General features: G+C 61.7%; 17 protein-coding genes. 7 read left to right on the plus strand and 10 right to left on the minus strand.

The genetic code is table 11. The features are described 5' to 3' along the window. The 3 genes from G9463_RS04960 to G9463_RS04970 all read right to left on the minus strand — a co-directional run. Nucleotides 1-114, minus strand: a 114-nt coding sequence (locus G9463_RS04960; RefSeq protein ID WP_165896142.1) for a transposase, incomplete at its 3' end; no start/stop codon positions are given. 173 nt (nucleotides 115-287) lie between these two features. Continuing rightward, nucleotides 288-2,744: a polyphosphate kinase 1 gene (gene ppk1 / locus G9463_RS04965; RefSeq protein WP_165896143.1), complete on the minus strand. Its 2,457-nt coding sequence runs from the start codon at nucleotides 2,742-2,744 to the stop codon at nucleotides 288-290. Nucleotides 2,745-2,748: 4 nt separating this feature from the next. Further along, nucleotides 2,749-3,459, minus strand: a complete 711-nt coding sequence (locus G9463_RS04970; protein WP_014031236.1) for a metallophosphoesterase family protein — start codon at nucleotides 3,457-3,459, stop codon at nucleotides 2,749-2,751. Nucleotides 3,460-3,651: 192 nt separating this feature from the next. Between G9463_RS04970 and G9463_RS04975 the strand changes: the two genes are divergently transcribed. Then, nucleotides 3,652-4,290 (plus strand): DUF3267 domain-containing protein, encoded by a 639-nt coding sequence (locus G9463_RS04975; RefSeq protein WP_165896144.1) that lies wholly within the window; start codon nucleotides 3,652-3,654, stop codon nucleotides 4,288-4,290. Nucleotides 4,291-4,404: 114 nt separating this feature from the next. On the opposite strand, the gene G9463_RS04980 is transcribed toward G9463_RS04975, so the two are convergent. Together G9463_RS04980 and G9463_RS04985 are read right to left on the minus strand one after the other, a co-directional pair. Beyond that, nucleotides 4,405-4,650 (minus strand): hypothetical protein, encoded by a 246-nt coding sequence (locus G9463_RS04980; RefSeq protein WP_011222700.1) that lies wholly within the window; start codon nucleotides 4,648-4,650, stop codon nucleotides 4,405-4,407. 107 nt (nucleotides 4,651-4,757) lie between these two features. After that, a complete protein-coding gene (locus G9463_RS04985) occupies nucleotides 4,758-5,603 on the minus strand; it encodes a DUF726 domain-containing protein (RefSeq protein ID WP_165896145.1) in 846 nt (281 codons plus the stop codon). 134 nt (nucleotides 5,604-5,737) lie between these two features. On the opposite strand from G9463_RS04985, the gene G9463_RS04990 reads away from it, so the two are divergent. Next, nucleotides 5,738-6,340, plus strand: coding sequence for a bifunctional 2-polyprenyl-6-hydroxyphenol methylase/3-demethylubiquinol 3-O-methyltransferase UbiG (locus G9463_RS04990; RefSeq protein WP_165896146.1), 603 nt, complete (start codon nucleotides 5,738-5,740; stop codon nucleotides 6,338-6,340). Nucleotides 6,341-6,382: 42 nt separating this feature from the next. On the opposite strand, the gene G9463_RS04995 is transcribed toward G9463_RS04990, so the two are convergent. The 5 genes from G9463_RS04995 to G9463_RS05015 form a co-directional block, all read right to left on the minus strand. Then, nucleotides 6,383-7,306, minus strand: coding sequence for an LLM class oxidoreductase (locus G9463_RS04995; RefSeq protein ID WP_165896147.1), 924 nt, complete (start codon nucleotides 7,304-7,306; stop codon nucleotides 6,383-6,385). A gap of 49 nt (nucleotides 7,307-7,355) precedes the next feature. Then, a complete protein-coding gene (locus G9463_RS05000) occupies nucleotides 7,356-8,102 on the minus strand; it encodes an NAD(P)-binding oxidoreductase (protein WP_127014651.1) in 747 nt (248 codons plus the stop codon). 59 nt (nucleotides 8,103-8,161) lie between these two features. Beyond that, a complete protein-coding gene (locus tag G9463_RS05005; protein WP_011222695.1) occupies nucleotides 8,162-9,157 on the minus strand; it encodes a DMT family transporter in 996 nt (331 codons plus the stop codon). A 145-nt stretch (nucleotides 9,158-9,302) separates the two neighbouring features. After that, nucleotides 9,303-10,094 carry an aldo/keto reductase gene (locus G9463_RS05010; protein ID WP_004965389.1) on the minus strand — a complete coding sequence of 264 codons (792 nt, stop codon included), beginning with the start codon at nucleotides 10,092-10,094 and terminating at the stop codon, nucleotides 9,303-9,305. A 156-nt stretch (nucleotides 10,095-10,250) separates the two neighbouring features. Further along, nucleotides 10,251-10,871 (minus strand): hypothetical protein, encoded by a 621-nt coding sequence (locus tag G9463_RS05015; RefSeq protein ID WP_193569538.1) that lies wholly within the window; start codon nucleotides 10,869-10,871, stop codon nucleotides 10,251-10,253. A gap of 99 nt (nucleotides 10,872-10,970) precedes the next feature. Here G9463_RS05015 and G9463_RS05020 point away from each other — a divergent pair, with 99 nt between their 5' ends. The 5 genes from G9463_RS05020 (at nucleotide 10,971) to G9463_RS05040 (ending at nucleotide 15,919) form a co-directional block, all read left to right on the plus strand. Continuing rightward, complete coding sequence (locus G9463_RS05020) at nucleotides 10,971-11,645, plus strand: class I SAM-dependent methyltransferase (RefSeq protein WP_007190593.1); 675 nt, start codon at nucleotides 10,971-10,973, stop codon at nucleotides 11,643-11,645. An 83-nt stretch (nucleotides 11,646-11,728) separates the two neighbouring features. Next, nucleotides 11,729-12,553 carry a M48 family metallopeptidase gene (locus tag G9463_RS05025; protein ID WP_165896148.1) on the plus strand — a complete coding sequence of 275 codons (825 nt, stop codon included), beginning with the start codon at nucleotides 11,729-11,731 and terminating at the stop codon, nucleotides 12,551-12,553. Nucleotides 12,554-12,668: 115 nt separating this feature from the next. Next, nucleotides 12,669-13,673, plus strand: coding sequence for an alcohol dehydrogenase (locus G9463_RS05030; RefSeq protein ID WP_165896181.1), 1,005 nt, complete (start codon nucleotides 12,669-12,671; stop codon nucleotides 13,671-13,673). A gap of 124 nt (nucleotides 13,674-13,797) precedes the next feature. Continuing rightward, nucleotides 13,798-15,144 (plus strand): metallophosphoesterase, encoded by a 1,347-nt coding sequence (locus G9463_RS05035; RefSeq protein WP_011222690.1) that lies wholly within the window; start codon nucleotides 13,798-13,800, stop codon nucleotides 15,142-15,144. 202 nt (nucleotides 15,145-15,346) lie between these two features. Beyond that, entirely contained in the window at nucleotides 15,347-15,919 is a 573-nt protein-coding gene (locus G9463_RS05040; RefSeq protein ID WP_004965402.1) for a helix-turn-helix transcriptional regulator, read from the plus strand. The last annotated feature ends 1 nt before the right edge of the window (nucleotide 15,920 follow it).

Genomic DNA, 15,920 nt, shown 5'->3' on the forward strand with positions numbered 1-15,920 from the left:
TCTGACCGTCAGGTCAGAACGGCAGCGGGGGCACTCGACGCCATCACGCCAGCGAACCTGCTGCAACAGGTCCGCTGCAGCCGATTCCGACACGAACCGGCTTATTGGGAACATATCGGGCACCGCTAGCGCGGTGCCCTTGCCCTCTTCGACTTTCAGCCGCTGCTCTCGCTATCAACAATCTCCTTCGCAAGAGCGAAACACATTTTGTGTGAAGCGGTCCCATATTGATGGGGCAACGCAGTTACTGAGCCGAAAAGAAACTGAGAAATAGTATAGCCGAATAGCTATTCCGTATCGCTATACAGTCGTTCGAGGAGATCAGTGACGCCAGCTTTGGTTTTGAGGTAGCGCCGCTCTCCATCGGGCGTTCGAACAGCGTAGTTGTACACGACGCTGTCCGGGACGTACCACCGGTCGCCGTACGTCGAAAGTACCTCGTCGGTCTCCCCACCATCTGTGACTTCAGTTGGGTTACCCTCAGCGGTATCTGCCGCCGCCTGCCGGGTGCTCTCGCCTGCGATACAGAGGTCACCGGCTATCGGATAGTCACCGGGGATACCTGTAATGAGGTTCTCAGAGCGACCGGCTTTTAGCGCTTCTCGCATCAGGATGTCCTGTGCGCTGATCACGCGCTCGCCGTCGTCCGGATACCGCTGGTGGTACTCGCCGTCGCTGTCCATCTCCCAGAGCTTGCGGTTGTCCGAGAGGAGGAGGTCGAGGGTGAAACGGAGTTGGCGCTGGATTTTGGGGCTTGTCACGGGTGTGACTGCTTCGACCCGGTAATCAAGGTTGCGGGTCATCCAGTCGGCGCTACCGATGTAGTACTCGGGGTCGCCCCAGTCGTCTTCGGTAGCGGGGTCGCCCCGTGCGCCGTTCTCGAAGTAGAAGATACGGGAATGCTCTAGAAAGCGGCCGACGAGCGAGTACACCGAGATGTTTTCGCTGATGCCTTCCAGTCCGGGTCGGAGGCGGCAGATATCGCGGACGATGAGGTCGATATCGACGCCTGCCATCGATGCGCGGTACAGTTCGGCGACGATACCGGGGTCTTCGAGTCCGTTGATTTTTGCGACAATACGGGCAGGCCGACCGGCCTGTGCGTGCTGTGCTTCCCGACGGATGCACCGGGTGAACTCCTTGCGCATGGTCACCGGTGCGATGAGGAGTTCGCGGAACTCCTCGTCCAGCGACGGCCCGGTGAAGAAATTGAACACCTTGGTCAGGTCGCGGCCGATGTCACGGTCGGCGGTCAACAGTCCGAGGTCGACGTATCCCTTCGCCGTCTCGGAGTGATAGTTCCCCGTGCCGATGTGGGAGTACAGTTCGACGCCGTCGTCTTCCTCCCGAACGACCAGCGCCGTCTTCGTATGGGTCTTCAGCCCCACCGTTCCGTAGGCGACGTGGATACCGTTTTCCTCCAGTTTGCGAACCCATTCGAGGTTGTTCTGCTCGTCGAAGCGGGCCTTCAGTTCGACCATCACCGCCACCTGTTTCCCGTTTTCAGCGGCTGTTATCAGCGACTGGATGATCTGTGAGTCGCTTGCGGTCCGGTAGATAGCTGCTTTCACCGCCAGAACGTCCGGGTCTTCGGCTGCTGCTGAGAGAAACCGCTGGACGGTGTCCGTGAAGTCGTGGTACGGGTGATGCAGCAAGATGTCTCCGTCCTGAATGCGCCGGAAGACACTCGGGTCCGTCGTATCCGGCCTCCCGAACGACTGCTGTCGGTGACCGTTGAGACGGGGGTGTGGCTGTGGCGTCCACTCGTCCAGCGAGAGGTCCGGTCGGTCAAGGTCGGTCAACTCCGCGAAATCCCGGTAATCCAGCGGACCCGGGAGGTCGTATATCTCGCGCTCGTCGAGACCGAGCTGTGTCGCAAGCGTAGAGCGAATACGGGAGTCGGCGTCGGGAGAGAGTTCCATTCTGACGACCGACGCGAATCGCCGCTGTTCGAGGACGTCTTCGACCATGTCAATGAGGTCCTCGGCAATCTCCTGATTACGTCGGACCTCCGCGTTGCGGGTCAGTCGGAACAGGGCCGTGTCGACGATTTCGACGTTCGGTAACAGTAGATCAAGGTTCGCACGGATGACCTCCTCAAGCAGTACGTATCGAGTATCGTCCCCGAGTTGGACCAACCGCGGCCTGTTCGGCGGAATCTTGATTCGGGTGAACGTCGGGTCCTCGGCGTTCGGATGCCGGGTGAGTACAGCGAGCGAGAGCGACCGATTAGAAATAAACGGGAACGGATGTGCCGGGTCGAACGAAAGCGGTGTCAGGGTCGGCAACACAGACTCCTCAAAGTAGGTTCGCAGTTCAGACTGTTCCGCGTCAGCAGCGTCGTCGTAGTCGAGAATCTCGATACCTTCCGCAGCAAGCGCGGGACGAATCGCGTCGCGGTAACAGCGGGCCTGCGTCGCTAGCATCGGCCGCAGGGTCTCGTGGACCGCCGCCAACTGCTCCTCGGGCGTTCGACCGTCTGGGGCCGTTTCGGTCACATCGGCTTCTATCTGCTGTTTGAGGCCGCCGATGCGTTTCATCGTGAATTCGTCGAGATTGCGAGTGACGATAGCGAGGAACCGGACCCGTTCCAACAGCGGATTCCGTTCGTCCAGCGCCTCGTGGAGCACGCGCCGCTGGAACGCGAGCGCACTCAATTCACGGTTGAGATACAGCGACGAGTCGGTCAGGTCGACATCCGCTGGCTCGTACGCGGGGATGGCGGGTTCTGAATCGTGGTCCATCGGCTTACGTTGATGTCGGCGGGGCACGCTCCGGGTCGACGATGCTATCGGACGACCGGGCTTCGTGGGTCGTCTCCGGGTCCACCGTGACGAACTCCTGCGTCGAGCACTGGTACGCCGTCAACTGCCCGCCGTAGACGCACCCGGTGTCTAGACCAACCGCAGTAGGTGTCTCGAATGGCTCGGAAAGCACCGTGTGACCGAAGAAGATGCGAGGGTCAGCACGGCGTGTTTCGAACCAGTACGGGCGGTCGTAGCTTCCGTCCGGAACAAGTGAGCGCATGTTCAGCAGTTCAGTCAGTTCGTGCTCCGCGATTGACTTGCGGTGGTCGACGCCACCGTGGACGACCAGCGAATCGTCCCACGAGATTGCCACCGGGAGCGACGCCATCCACGAGAGGTCGTCGTCGGTCAACGACGGAATCGATTTGCGGCCGTCGATGAGTTTCTGCTCGTTGTTGCCACGGACGGTGAGGAAGTTCGGCGTATGCCGGACCATGTCGACGACACCAGCGCTGTCCGGACCTTTTCGGACGAGGTCACCAACGAAGACCACGAGTTCGTCCGGGGTGGGGTCTAACCGGTTCAGGAGGCGTTCGAGGGTCGGACGACACCCGTGGACGTCGCCGACAACGTAGATTTCCTCCCATCTGTGACCGCGGATTCGCTGGTGTGGTGCGCCGAGGTCCGGATGAAACGTCGGTGGTGAAGCCATCTATGTAAGGTCGTTTGTGAAACATCGGTGAATCTGGTATAGGTGCTTTATATGAGTTCTATATAGCTGTATGAGAGCGAATATATGCTCGCCGCCTGCTGTCGAACCAACCGGCAGTGACTGGTTGCTTCTCAGTTACAACCGGGCGAAAGTGACATCCTGATTTTTCAGTCCTCCGGCTGAATCACGGGTATGCCGACAAGCGATTACACTCCCGCCGACACGTTGCGCCCTGCAACGCCGGCGGGCTATCAGTCACCCCGGCCGTTTCGATACCCGCCGCTGGTGATACTCGGTCTCGTGAGTGTGCTGGTACCGGTCGCTGCGGTGGTGTTCGGCGGCATACTCTGGTACGCCCAGGGAACCGCACTCGACGCCGTTTTTTCGGTCGACGAAACCGCCACAGGCATCACGTTCACGCTCGCGTCTGGGCTGGTCGCGGTCACATGCATCGGCACGATTGTCGCAGCTACTGTGCTCCATGAACTAGTTCACGGGCTCGCCTATCGATGGTTCGGCTACGATGTTTCCTACGGCGTGGCCCCACAGCTCGGCGCGTTTTATATGGCAGCGTTTCATCAGTTTCAGGAGCGGACTCACAATATTATCGTCGGCATCGCGCCGCTCGTTGTACTCGACGCGTTGCTTCTCCCCGTGTTGTTCGTTCCACTCCCGCTTCTCGCGTTCGCAGCCTTCCTCGCCCTGCTGTTCAATACAGCGGGAGCGGCCGGCGACCTCTACTCAGTTGCAACGCTACTCAGAACGCCCGCGGGGTCACTCACGTATGACAGCGGTATCCGCCATTCGTATATTTTCTGTCCTGAAGCGTAACCACGGTTTATCTGGACCAGCAACGCTGTGACAGCGCACTCAAACGCTCGTCATTGATGGACACTTCCCCCGAAACGCCAGTCCAACAGGCTCAGCGAGTTCGAGGATTGTAAGTCACCCCTCGACGGCATCTCTGGTGTGTTCGGCGTCCAGCCCGAACAGCAGTCCGGCGAGAAACAGTAGTTCGTTACCCTGGTAGTACTGTTCGACCACGAAGTTTACCAGACCGATATCCGGCGTGGTGACACCCAACAGCACCAGAACGAGCGCAAGAACGGCAGCAAGTCCAGCGACCCACCGGACAACGATGCCTGAGAGCAGCCCCACCACGAAAACGACAACAGCAGTAAAGAGGCTCATGTTCCACTCCGGCGCGTAGCAGCCGTTGGTTTGTCAGTAGTTCCCATAGTTGAGGTAACACTTCCGCCGTATATAGTTCTATTAGCAGCAGTGAAGGCAGAGCCACATCACTCGATTTCAGCAACGACACGCGCCAGACAACCCTCACCCGGTTCGAAGTACGAGTAGTGGTCGGCAACGAGGTCAGTGACATTCACGTCTTGGTAGCCGTCGGGAAGCGGCCCAGCGTCACGCGTTCCAGCGTGGCCGACGGCGTGTGTCCGGTCCGACGCTCGGTACACCCATGAGAGGACCTTGTCGTTCTGGCTGTAGAAGTTCGACACCGGAGCGTCAACAGCCTCGATAGCGTCGCCGTAACGGCCACCTTGCACCACGCTATCGTAGGGAATAGCGCCGCCGAGCAGTGACACCGAAGCAAGCACGTCTGTCGCCCCTTGCTCGGCAAGCACGCGAAGTGTCTCGCCGGTCACCCGCGCGCCAAGCGAATGGGCGAGCACGTGGACGGGTCGCCCGTCGATTTCGGCCCACTCCATCAGCCACTGGGCGAGGAGAGTACGGTTCGCCACAGCGTTGTCCTTGGCCTGCTCCCATTCGACGTCGGAATCCCAACTGTATGCGACAACCGGTGCGGATGTGGACTCTCCGAGCGCTAGCTGCGCTGTGTAGGCATTATCTCGCGCCGTCTCAGCGTCGGTACTGAATCCGTGGACGAACAGGAACACCTCCGACGCGTGTTCGAACGACCACGCGCCCTCGGTCTCAGCGGCCGGTTCCTCGGCTGAGTCGAGAAGTCCGCGCGTAGTGACGACTGGCTGTGAGTTCGGCGCAGTATACTCGCCGGAGTCGCCCTGCAGCGACCAGTACACGTAGGCACCGCCACCCCCAAGCAGACCGAGTCCGCTTCCGAGACCGAGAAGCAGTCGCCGTCTGGTCACACCGGTTTGACTGTCCATAGCTGGTAGCCTGTGGATAGGTCACAGGTGTGCAGATAAGTCAGTTGAGATTGTCGCGCCCGGAAACGGAACGCAACGCAAGCGCTGTGGCACAGCCCACAGGCTTCATGTCTTGGCGGGTGGTTACCGGAGCCATGACGACCTGGGACGAGCGATACCGAACGGGGACGTACCCGCAACGTCCGGACCCACATCCAGTGTTAGAACGATACCTGCCGACCTTTCCACCGGGTCGGGCGCTTGACATCGCAACTGGGACCGGGCGCAACGCACTGCCGGTCGCAGCGGCCGGGTACCGCGTCGATGCGGTCGACCAGTCGCGTGCGGGGCTTCAGATTGCCCGTGAAAACGCACGCGCGGCAGGCGTCGAAGGCGATATCGAGTGGCTACAGGCAGATCTCGAATCGTTCGCGTACCCGGCGTCGACGTACGATGTCATTACGATTAGCTTCTATCGGCCCGTCGACCGCCTCCCCGATATCATTGAGGCGCTGGCCGACGGCGGCTGTCTGTTCATTCAGCACCACCTCCGGACGACCGACGACGTGGACGGCGGCCCCTCGGGAGACCGATACCGGTTCGCCTCGAACGAACTGCTCAGGGCGGGACTCGGGCTAACCGTGCTACACTACAACGAGCGAACCACGACGACGGACGGGACGACCGCCGCCACCGCTCAATTGGTCGCCAGAAAGACACAGGGCAGTCGACAGTCGTATCCAGATATCTCAGAGTGACCGCGCCGCGAGATCAACATAGACGGCCATCGACGGCTGGAGTCACAGTTCCTCGATGACTTCGCTGGCGAACGTCGTCATCGCCGCCGCTGGCTCCGCAGCACGAAGCCCGACTATAACATGGTCAAGGCCGTAGTCGTCGAGCCGTCGGAAATACTCTCGGAACCACTCGACGCCGGCCCGATAGCCAAGATGAAGCGGTTCGGGCTCGGCCGTCGGCTCGTCGGCGAACTCGACCTGCAGGGCAATCGTGAACGGCTTCTCCGGCGCGTGACCGCGCCACGTGTCGAGATACGACTCAAGCGTCGATTCGGGAAGGTGGTAGAATATCCAGCCGTCGCCGTTCTCGGCGATCCACTCCGTCGACTGTCTGGCGTTCCCGGTCGGAAACAGCGGAAGCGTGTCTGTCGTCGGCTTCGGGAGGACATCCAGTTCGCCGTCAATCTGGCCCCAGGAACCCTCGAGCGTCGGGTACTCCTCTCGCCAGAGTGCACGGAGTGTGTCGACGCTTTCACGCACCAGTTGGCCCCGGTTTTCGGGGTCGACATTGAACGCCGGATACTCCGGGTCGCGGTCGCCCGAGGCAACCCCAAGCACGAGACGGCCGTCGGAGAGCCGGTCGACAGACGCGGCCGACTTTGCCACGTGGAGCGGGTGGCGCAGCGGGAGGACGATGCTTGAGGTGCCGAGCGCCACCGACTCGGTGTGGGCGGCGACGTGGGACAGCAGCGACCACGGGTCGAAGGCCCCGCCGGCGTCCCCGAACCGCGGCCAGTACGTCGGCACGTCTCGCGCCCAGAGCGCGTCGAACCCGACTGCTTCGGCGTGGCTTGCCAGCCGGAGTTCTGCGTCGATATCCGGCGTCGACTCCGTTTCGTCTGTGAGCGGAAATCCGAGCCCAAACGAGAGCCCCTCCTGCTCGTACAGTCGCCGATACCCGGCGTTCACGTGGTCCACAGCAGTCATCAGGGACCTTTCACGCTGGAGCCGTATTTGCACACGGGTGGCTTGCCCGCTACGGGCCGCCGTCTGTGGTATCGACCGTCACGGTTCCCGCATGCCTGCTTCCGGGAAGCTGCCAATCGATATGTAGCGCGCGGTCTGGGAACGACGGCTTCGCAACGACTTCCAGCGTCCGGTCTTCCGCCGCCGGTGTGACAGGCGCAGCAATCATCAGTCGGGCTACGTCGGCCCGCGAAACGCTTCCCCAGAGCTTCGCGCCGGGTTCGGCAACGGAGACGGTGTCAGTTCGGGGCCCGTTCGTGAGGACGCCAGGACGGAGAATTGTGTGTCGAACCGGCGCCTCACGGATTGCGGCCTCGGCCGTTGCTTTGGCGCGCTGTATCGGCTGGATGGCAACATCGAAGGCCGCCGCGAGCGGACTGGCCGGTTCGTCGCCGACGCCGATGGCGGATTCCATGACGAACGCCTCCACGCCGGCGTCGACAGCCGCATCGAGTAGATTGGTCGTTCCCGCACCGTCGACGTACTCATCTTGTGACCAGACATCCGTGATGTCCGACCCGACGGCGCTCAGGACGACATCGACATCCGACAGCGAATCGGTCAGCGCAATCGGATGCAGCAAGTCGTCGACGACAACCTCGTCAGCGCCGGCCGCCTGCAGGTCGTCTGTTTTTGCCGAGGTGCTGGTCAATGCCCGGACCGTCGGCACACGCGAACTGAGCAGTCGGAGCGTCGCTCGCCCAGTCCCACCGCTGGCTCCGGCGACGAACACAGTTTCCACGTCAGAAGGGTCCATACCGTAGCTAGGAGCCGCCGGTACATGATTGGCTTGGCCTGTGTCACCTGTCGACTTGCTCAGTCGTCACACGGCGGCGTCTGCTTCGGCGACGTGTCTTCGAACCGGCGGTAGAGCCGGCGAAGCTCCATCCGGATCGTCACGCGCTCGATGAGGGCAAAGCCCGCAACGACGACGAGGAAGCCGACAAGCGTCCACAGTGACACCGACGAGCCGAGCAGGACCCAGCCCATGAGCGCGGCGAATATCGGCACGACATAGGCGACCAGGTTCGCACGAACCGGGCCGATGCGATTGATGAGGCCGAAGTAGATGGCGTAGGCGACTGCCGTCGAGGGAATGCCCACAGCCACGATGCTCGCAATCGTCTCCGGGCCGATGCCGATGACGGCCGTGGGTGGCTCCCCGACCAGCAGGCTTGCGACGTGGAGGAGCACCGCGCCGACGGCCATCGCCCACGCAGTCAGCGGAGTACTGTCCATCTGCGGACCGACACGCTGGAGCAGCACGCTTCCCAGCGCAACGGCCGCGGCCGCCCCGAGGACGAGCAGTTGCCCGATAGCGCTCGCGTCGGTGAACGTCGACGGCGACGGCTGTACGATGAGGATGACGCCGCTCAGCGCGACACCGATACCGAGCGCGCCGAGCCACGAGAGTCGGTCGCCCAGCAGCCACCAGGCGAAGACGGGGGCGAGTATCGGGTTCAGACCGTACATCACGGACGCCGCTGCGGGCGTTGTCGCGCCCTGGCCAAGGAACAACAGGCCGTTGTTGAGCGCGATCAGGAACAGCGCCGCCATCCCGATACCCACGAAGTCGCCGCGAGTCCGGGGTAGCCACGTCGACCTGGGCCGGGTAAAGACGATGTAGCCAAGCAACGTCACCGCCGCCAAGTCGAACCGGAGGCCAGCAAACAGCACCGGTGGCAGCTCACGAAGCCCGGTTTTGATTGCGACGAACGAGCCACCAAACAACACGGCGAGCAGGACAAACAGTGCGCTGTCGCGGTAGCGAGCCGGGATTGAGGGACGCTCAGTGACCGCGGACCGCAGCATAGGCCAGGTCAGTTGGACCACCCGTCAGAACAAAAATATCTCATTACCTGTTCAAGGGGTCGAAATGTGAAGAGGGCTGTGGGAGACATGGTGTCACGGACCGACAGCCGATTAGCAAACTCGACCGAGAAACTCCGACGCCGACTTAGTCCCACGCGGCCGGCCCGAAATCCGGGTCGACACGTCGGTCGACAGTATCGATATTGTCGATACGGTCGATGTCGGCGTCCGTCAGCGACAGGTCAAGGCTCGCCAGATTGTCCGTAATGTGGGCTTCACTCGTGGCCTTCGGAATCGCCGTCACACCCTTTTCACGGAGCCACGCGAGGCTGACCTGCGCTTCGCTGGCGTCGTGGTCGTCGGCGATGGCTTCGATGACATCGTGACCGAACACTTCACCGCGGGCCAGCGGCGAGTACGCGACCAGTTCGTAGTCCTGTTCGGCCGCGTGCTCACGGAGTTCCGACTGCTGGAGGAACGGGTGCGTCTCAACCTGATTTGCGAACACCGGAGCATCGAGCACGTCCATCGCCGTTTCGACGTGGTGCGGTTCGAAGTTCGAGACGCCGACGTTGTCAATAAGGCCGCGGTCGACGAGTTCGTCGAACGCAGGAAGCGTCTCTTCAGGCTCATACTCGCCCGCCGCCCAGTGAACGTACAGCAGGTCCACCGAATCGACGCCGAGTTTGTCGAGGCTCTCCTCGGTCGTCTCGATCACGTCGTCGTGCGAGAGATTCGATATCCAGACCTTCGTCGCCAGGAAAATATCGTCGCGGTCCACGTCAGCGGCAGCGATACCGTCGCCGACTGCGCTTTCATTGTCGTATGCCTGTGCGGTGTCAATATGTCGGTAGCCGGCCTCCAGCGCCGTCCGAACGCTCTCGGCACACTGTTCTGCGTCTTCATTCTGCCAGGTACCGAGGCCGAGCATCGGCATACCGCTCGCTCGTGGACCTCCATCTGTCGGGGACTGTTGCTGAGTCATTATTGAGTACTGATGCTTGCGCCATTAAGCCGTTTGGAAGGCGGCGGGTAGCACCGACTATCGGACGGTCTGCAAATAAGCCGGCTCTCGCAGGGAACACGGGGACGGTCAGAAGCCGTACGACCCGAAAATCCAGAGCGCGACCACAGGCGCCACAGCGAGGAGCAAGCCGAGAACGCCCGTGCCGAGAACTGTCTCCCAACCAAGGTCCCGGAGCGATTTCCCGTACCGCCACAGTTGAACCGTAACGTAGACACCAGCGGTGACCACGCCCCCGAGCAGCAGAAACGGCGGAACCCCGAGTGACGGAAACGACGGGAAACCGACCGCCGGAAACGGCTCCGACCCACTCGAAGCTGCGAAATTAAGGCCGATGCCGACAGCGCCGACAGCGGTGGCCGCGACGACATACGAGATGCCAGCGACCACGTGTCGGAGGACTCCGGCCAGCGCAAGGGACTCTGCGTCGGTCGGCAGGACCGCCGGCGACGCATAGCTCCCGACGCCAGTGTAGAGGAACGGGACCGTTAGAACACCGACGGCGGCAGCGTACGGAAGGACCGACGAGATTGCGACGATGAGAACCGCCACTGTCAGGGCGTATGTGCGTCCGGTCGCGTCTCCGAGAACCAGCAGCGGCACGAACAACACGGCAGCGCCGACCACCGTAAACAGACAGATCGGGACAGAGTAGGGCCGGAACCGTCGGAGAAAGCGGGAAACAGGCATGCCGGTGCCGTTTCGGACCCAGGCGCATAGCTTTTCGGCTCTATAGCGAGCGGGGAGTCGGCATGCTTTTACTCTCCGTTGCAGTATCATTTCAAAAGAATGTCACTATCGTGGGCAAAGCGCGCTATCACCGAGTCCTGTCCGGACCGTCTCTACCCGCTGATTGCCGGACTCTATCAGACCGCGTTCCCGCCCGACACGACAGAAGGAGCCGCAGCAGCGGCCATTCTGGACCGGAAGGAAGGCGTGCCGGCGTCGCTCCCGGCGGCAGCGCTCGAACACGTGCAAGTTCTCCCCCAACGGACGGATCTCCTCGAACACCTGCCGACCAGCGGGACCGCCGCCGAGTTCGGTACTGGAGACGGTTCCTTCGCCGAATCAATCAGCAGGGTCACGCGGCCGGAAACGCTCTATCTGGTCGACCAGTGGGACAACGACGAAGAGCGGCAGGCTGTTAAGCAACGATTCAGCGGTCATCAGGGCACTGTACATCTGCGGGACGCTGAGCCGATTACCGTGCTCCGTGAGACCGACACTGACTCGCTCGACTGGGTGTACATCAACAGTTCCCATGAATACGAGGCCACGCTGGCCGAACTCAGAGAGAGCCAGCGAGCAGTCGCAGATGACGGGTACATTACGGGCGACGACTACAAAATCGTGAACGGCGTCATCCCTGCCGTCCACCAGTTCTGTTCAGAGACCGACTGGCGGCTGGCGTCTCTCACGCTTGAAACCCATGGGCGACGGAGTTACGCGCTCCACAAGCCGTAAGCGCTGTATCCACAGCGAAATCCAGTGACGCAAGCGGCGCTATCAGCCAGACGGTTTATGTGGCCGGACGGATTTGACCCTGTATGACAGATTTCGGATTACAGGTGCGGATGCTTGTCGTCGGTGCGGTTCTGTTCGCGTTCTACGTTTTCGCCGGAACGGCACTGTCGGTGCTGTTAGGCCTGCCGCTTGTCCCGGTGCTCCTCGTCGGCATCCTCGTCGTGCCGGCGATCCAGTACAAGCTCGGGAAGTGGCTGGCACTCCGTGGCGCGGAGGAGATGCCGGACGACCAGCGGTTCGGCTACGTCCACCAGATGGTCCGGCGGCTCTGCAGGGATATGAGTATCGAGGAGCCGCGACTGATGGTGATGGACATGGGCGTGCCCAACGCCTTCGCCGTCGGCCGGAAAGGTGCGGGTGTCGTCGTCGTGTCGAGCGAACTGATGCAACTGTTGGACGATGACGAACTGGAGGGCGTCATCGCGCACGAACTGGCCCACATCAAGAACCGGGACGTCATCACGATGGTCGTCGGGCAGTCCATCGGAATGCTCGTCGGCTACGTCGCTTACTTCGCAGTGCTGTTCGGCGGCGAGCGAAACGTCGGTTCCTGGATCATGGCGATGATCGCCTCCTCGCTCGCGAACGCGCTGGTCATGGTGTTCGTGCTGGCGATTTCGAGGTATCGGGAATACGTTGCCGACGCGGACGCGCGCCGCGCCATCGGCACCGGCGAGCCGCTGGCCCGTGCGCTCGAAAAAATCTCTCGCGGTGCGGAGGGGCGGGAATCAGCCGTCGACGACAGCATGAACGCCCTCTGTATTTTCAACGCCGACAAGGGGCTGTTTGAGAAGCTGTTTTCGACCCACCCGCCGACAGAGAAGCGAATCCAGCGGCTCCGGTCCTGAACGAGGAGCCGCCTCGGCGCGGTCTGGTCGGACATCCCAACAAACGCCCCGTACAGCTCTCTGCTAACTGGCCGCTTATCAGCGTCGAGCCGAAAGTAGCGATATGTCTGATACAATGCAAGCGGCAGTCGTACCCGAGCCAGGGGCTGACTTCGAGGTCGTCGAACGAGACGTACCCGAGCCGGACCCCGGCGAGGTACGGGTCTCGGTCGACGCCTGTGGCATCTGTCACAGCGACGTGTTCGCCAAAGAAGGGACCAACCCGGTTGTCTCCTATCCGCGGGTTCCCGGCCACGAGGTGGCGGGCCACGTAGACGCCGTCGGCGACGCTGTCGACGCCTGGGACGTGGGCGACAGAGTCGGCGTCGGCTGGCACGGCGGCCACTGTTCGACGTGTGACCAGTGTCGACAGGGGAACTTCCTCCAGTGTGAGAACGGTGAAATCACCGGGCTGAGCTACGACGGCGGGTACGCGGAGTACATGACCGCACCGTCGGAGGCGCTCGCAAAGATTCCGGAATCACTTGATGCGGCGGCCGCGGCACCGCTCCTCTGTGCGGGCGTGACGACATTCAACGCGCTGCGGAACAGCGATGCGAACGTCGGCGACCTCGTCGCCGTGCAGGGCGTCGGCGGCCTCGGTCACCTCGGTATCCAGTATGCACACGCAGCTGGCTTCGAGACGGCCGCGATCTCCCGAACGCCCGAAAAAGAATCGCTGGCGAAAGAGCTTGGAGCCGACCACTTCATTAACGCGGCGGAGACAGACGCCGGGCAGCGACTGCAGGAGCTTGGTGGGGCCGATGTGGTGCTGGCGACGGCACCGTCGAGTGACGCCATCAGTTCCATCGTCAGCGGCATCGGTGTCGACGGCTCCGTCGTGGTTGTGGGCGTCCCCGGCAAACCGGTAGCGGTGAGCGGACAGCAACTCGTCCAGACCCGGGGCGCTGTCGAGGGCTGGGCCTCCGGACACGCACGCGACTCACAGGACACGCTTGAGTTCAGTTCGCTTCGCGACATCGCACCGGAAATAGAGACCTACCCGCTCGAAGAGGTGAATGAGGCCTACGGCCGGATGATCGACAACGAAGCACGATTCCGGGCCGTGCTTGAACTGTAATCGGGCAGGTCGCGACACCGGCGGGAACACGTATTCCAGCGACACACCCAGCCGAAGCGACGACCTTCCGCCGTGATATCCCGGAGAGCAACGCCTTTGTCTGTGGGTCAAGAACCCGTATTCAATGGACGGCACCGCCGACGACCGCGTCTATTACGTCATCAGCGACCTCCACATCGGCGGCGACGAACAGCTAGAGGACGTGGAGTTTCTGGACGAACTGCTTGATTTTTTATCGCGGCTGGAGACCACCGACGAGGACGTCGAGCTACTCATTAACGGCGACGCGTTCGGGCTGTGGGAGTTCACCGGGATGTCGGGACTGGAGAAGTTCGATGTCCTCGAAGCGACCTATCCGTCGCTGTTCGAGCAGTTGCAAAAGACCGGCGAGAACATCGAAATAACCCTGATCCCAGGGAATCACGACCACGAACTCGCGGCCTATGACGAGTACGCGGAGCGGTTCGCGGCGTACAACGTCAATCTCGTCCAGTCGAAGTCAATTACCCGTCCGGTCGGGGACCAGGCCATCCACTTCGAACACGGCAATCAGCAGGACCCCAACAACCGCATCGAAGACTGGGGCGACACCAACGTGACGCCGCTTGGCTACTACTACAACACGCTGGTGACGAGTCGGGCCGGCCAGCTCTCGGACCGGGGTCGGTACAACTGGCTCAAGGACGTGCAGGCGGTGACGCCAACGGAACGAGTCCCGGTGTGGATGCTCTCGAAGTACTTCTACCGGGAAATGAACCCGCTGTTGCGGTACGCACTCGTCCCGTTCCTGCTGTTGTTCAACGTTAGTGCTATCCTGGCGATTCTGGCGGCGTTGAACCTGCTCGGAGTCTGGTCGGCACCGGTCGAAACGACAACGTCGTTTCTGGGCCAGTTCGGCACCGTCGGGACCGCCATCTGGGTGCTGCTCGTGGTGAATGCGTCGCTGGCCGGGCTCTTGTTGCTCGTGGGCATCCCGCTGTATCTCCTTCGACGGGATATCAAGAAGACCATCAATCGCTTTGGCGTTTTCGAGACAGACCTCACAGTCGACACTCAGACGACGTACAAGGAAGCCGCCCGCGAAGTGTTCGACGAAAAGGAAGACGTGGTTGTCTTCTGCTACGGTCACACGCACCGACCGAGCGTGCAGTCAGTCGACGGTGGGTTAGTCGTCAACAGCGGGACTTGGCTCAAACGGCTCCACCGTCGGGACGGTGTCATCGGGCTGCTTCCCCCGGTGTTTTACCCCTCGTACCAGCTCTGTGCGGTCCGTATCACGGCCGAGGCGGGGCAGGTAATCGTCGACTACGAGGAAGTACAAAAGCCCAGCCCCAGTCCTGAGGAGCTAACACTCACTGAGCGCCTGCTGACGCTCGGTCGGAAACCTGACATCGAACTACCAGAGCGTGCGGTCGTAGAAACCGAGCAGTCGGTGTCTGCACCGGAGCCGGCTGAGCAAGAATTAGACTGATACAACGGAGCGTGGTCGCTGGCGGAGGGAGACCAATGAAGAGGCTTTTTGACACCCCATTGTTGGTGTATCCACTGAGAGGGTACATTCATGCCTTCGTGTGTGATTGATGTCTATCAAGCGTCAGACGGAGGGAAAGTGTTTGCTCCCGAAACGGAGGTTATGCAGAAAAGTCTATTACATACGACTGTAATGGCTACGTATGAGCAATACCGCGGACGATGGTCGGGCTGACGGGTCGCCACCGTCCACGGCAGAGTTCACACCGGAGCGAGTGCTCTCGGTGTTTCAAGATCGGGCGGACCAGGCGAAACCGTTGACGGCAACCGATGTGATGGACGCACTCGGCTGTTCCCGGAAAACGGCACACAACAAGCTCGACGTACTCGTAGAACGAGGGGATCTGGAAACGCGGAAAGTCGGGGCACGGAGTCGGGTCTGGTGGATCCCGTTCTCCCAGCTTGTCGGCTCGGGCGCGGAACCCCAACAGGAACGAGAGCCCCCGGTCGAGCACAGCATCGCCGACGCGGACCTGCCGGGGACGGGGGATGTACTCGACGACCGGCGTGCGGCGCTACGGGCTGCGTACGACTATCTCCGCGAAAACCCCGACACCGATGCCGGGAAACTCATTACCGAGGTGTTTCAAGAGCATCCGGCGGGGTACAAGACCGCTGACGAGTGGTGGGACGCTATCGGGCCTGCGCTGGAGGACCTCCCACAGGTTGACCTGGCTGTCGACCACGGACACGTCTGGCACTACGTCGGTGGGTGAG

The sequence above is a fragment of the Haloarcula sp. JP-Z28 genome, assembly GCF_011440255.1.
Lineage (GTDB): Archaea > Halobacteriota > Halobacteria > Halobacteriales > Haloarculaceae > Haloarcula > Haloarcula marismortui.

Bases quoted from the DNA above. Each gene is read 5' to 3' on its own strand.
- G9463_RS04980 (WP_011222700.1), bottom strand. From the start codon at position 4,650: ATGAGCCTCTTTACTGCTGTTGTCGTTTTCGTGGTGGGGCTGCTCTCA.
- G9463_RS05020 (WP_007190593.1), top strand. From the start codon at position 10,971: ATGTCACTATCGTGGGCAAAGCGCGCTATCACCGAGTCCTGTCCGGAC.
- G9463_RS05030 (WP_165896181.1), top strand. From the start codon at position 12,669: ATGCAAGCGGCAGTCGTACCCGAGCCAGGGGCTGACTTCGAGGTCGTC.
- G9463_RS05035 (WP_011222690.1), top strand. From the start codon at position 13,798: ATGGACGGCACCGCCGACGACCGCGTCTATTACGTCATCAGCGACCTC.
- G9463_RS05010 (WP_004965389.1), bottom strand. From the start codon at position 10,094: ATGCCGATGCTCGGCCTCGGTACCTGGCAGAATGAAGACGCAGAACAG.
- G9463_RS05000 (WP_127014651.1), bottom strand. From the start codon at position 8,102: ATGGACCCTTCTGACGTGGAAACTGTGTTCGTCGCCGGAGCCAGCGGT.
- G9463_RS04990 (WP_165896146.1), top strand. From the start codon at position 5,738: ATGACGACCTGGGACGAGCGATACCGAACGGGGACGTACCCGCAACGT.
- G9463_RS05005 (WP_011222695.1), bottom strand. From the start codon at position 9,157: ATGCTGCGGTCCGCGGTCACTGAGCGTCCCTCAATCCCGGCTCGCTAC.
- G9463_RS04985 (WP_165896145.1), bottom strand. From the start codon at position 5,603: ATGGACAGTCAAACCGGTGTGACCAGACGGCGACTGCTTCTCGGTCTC.
- G9463_RS04995 (WP_165896147.1), bottom strand. From the start codon at position 7,306: ATGACTGCTGTGGACCACGTGAACGCCGGGTATCGGCGACTGTACGAG.
- G9463_RS05025 (WP_165896148.1), top strand. From the start codon at position 11,729: ATGACAGATTTCGGATTACAGGTGCGGATGCTTGTCGTCGGTGCGGTT.
- G9463_RS04975 (WP_165896144.1), top strand. From the start codon at position 3,652: ATGCCGACAAGCGATTACACTCCCGCCGACACGTTGCGCCCTGCAACG.
- ppk1 (WP_165896143.1), bottom strand. From the start codon at position 2,744: ATGGACCACGATTCAGAACCCGCCATCCCCGCGTACGAGCCAGCGGAT.
- G9463_RS04970 (WP_014031236.1), bottom strand. From the start codon at position 3,459: ATGGCTTCACCACCGACGTTTCATCCGGACCTCGGCGCACCACACCAG.
- G9463_RS05015 (WP_193569538.1), bottom strand. From the start codon at position 10,871: ATGCCTGTTTCCCGCTTTCTCCGACGGTTCCGGCCCTACTCTGTCCCG.
- G9463_RS05040 (WP_004965402.1), top strand. From the start codon at position 15,347: ATGAGCAATACCGCGGACGATGGTCGGGCTGACGGGTCGCCACCGTCC.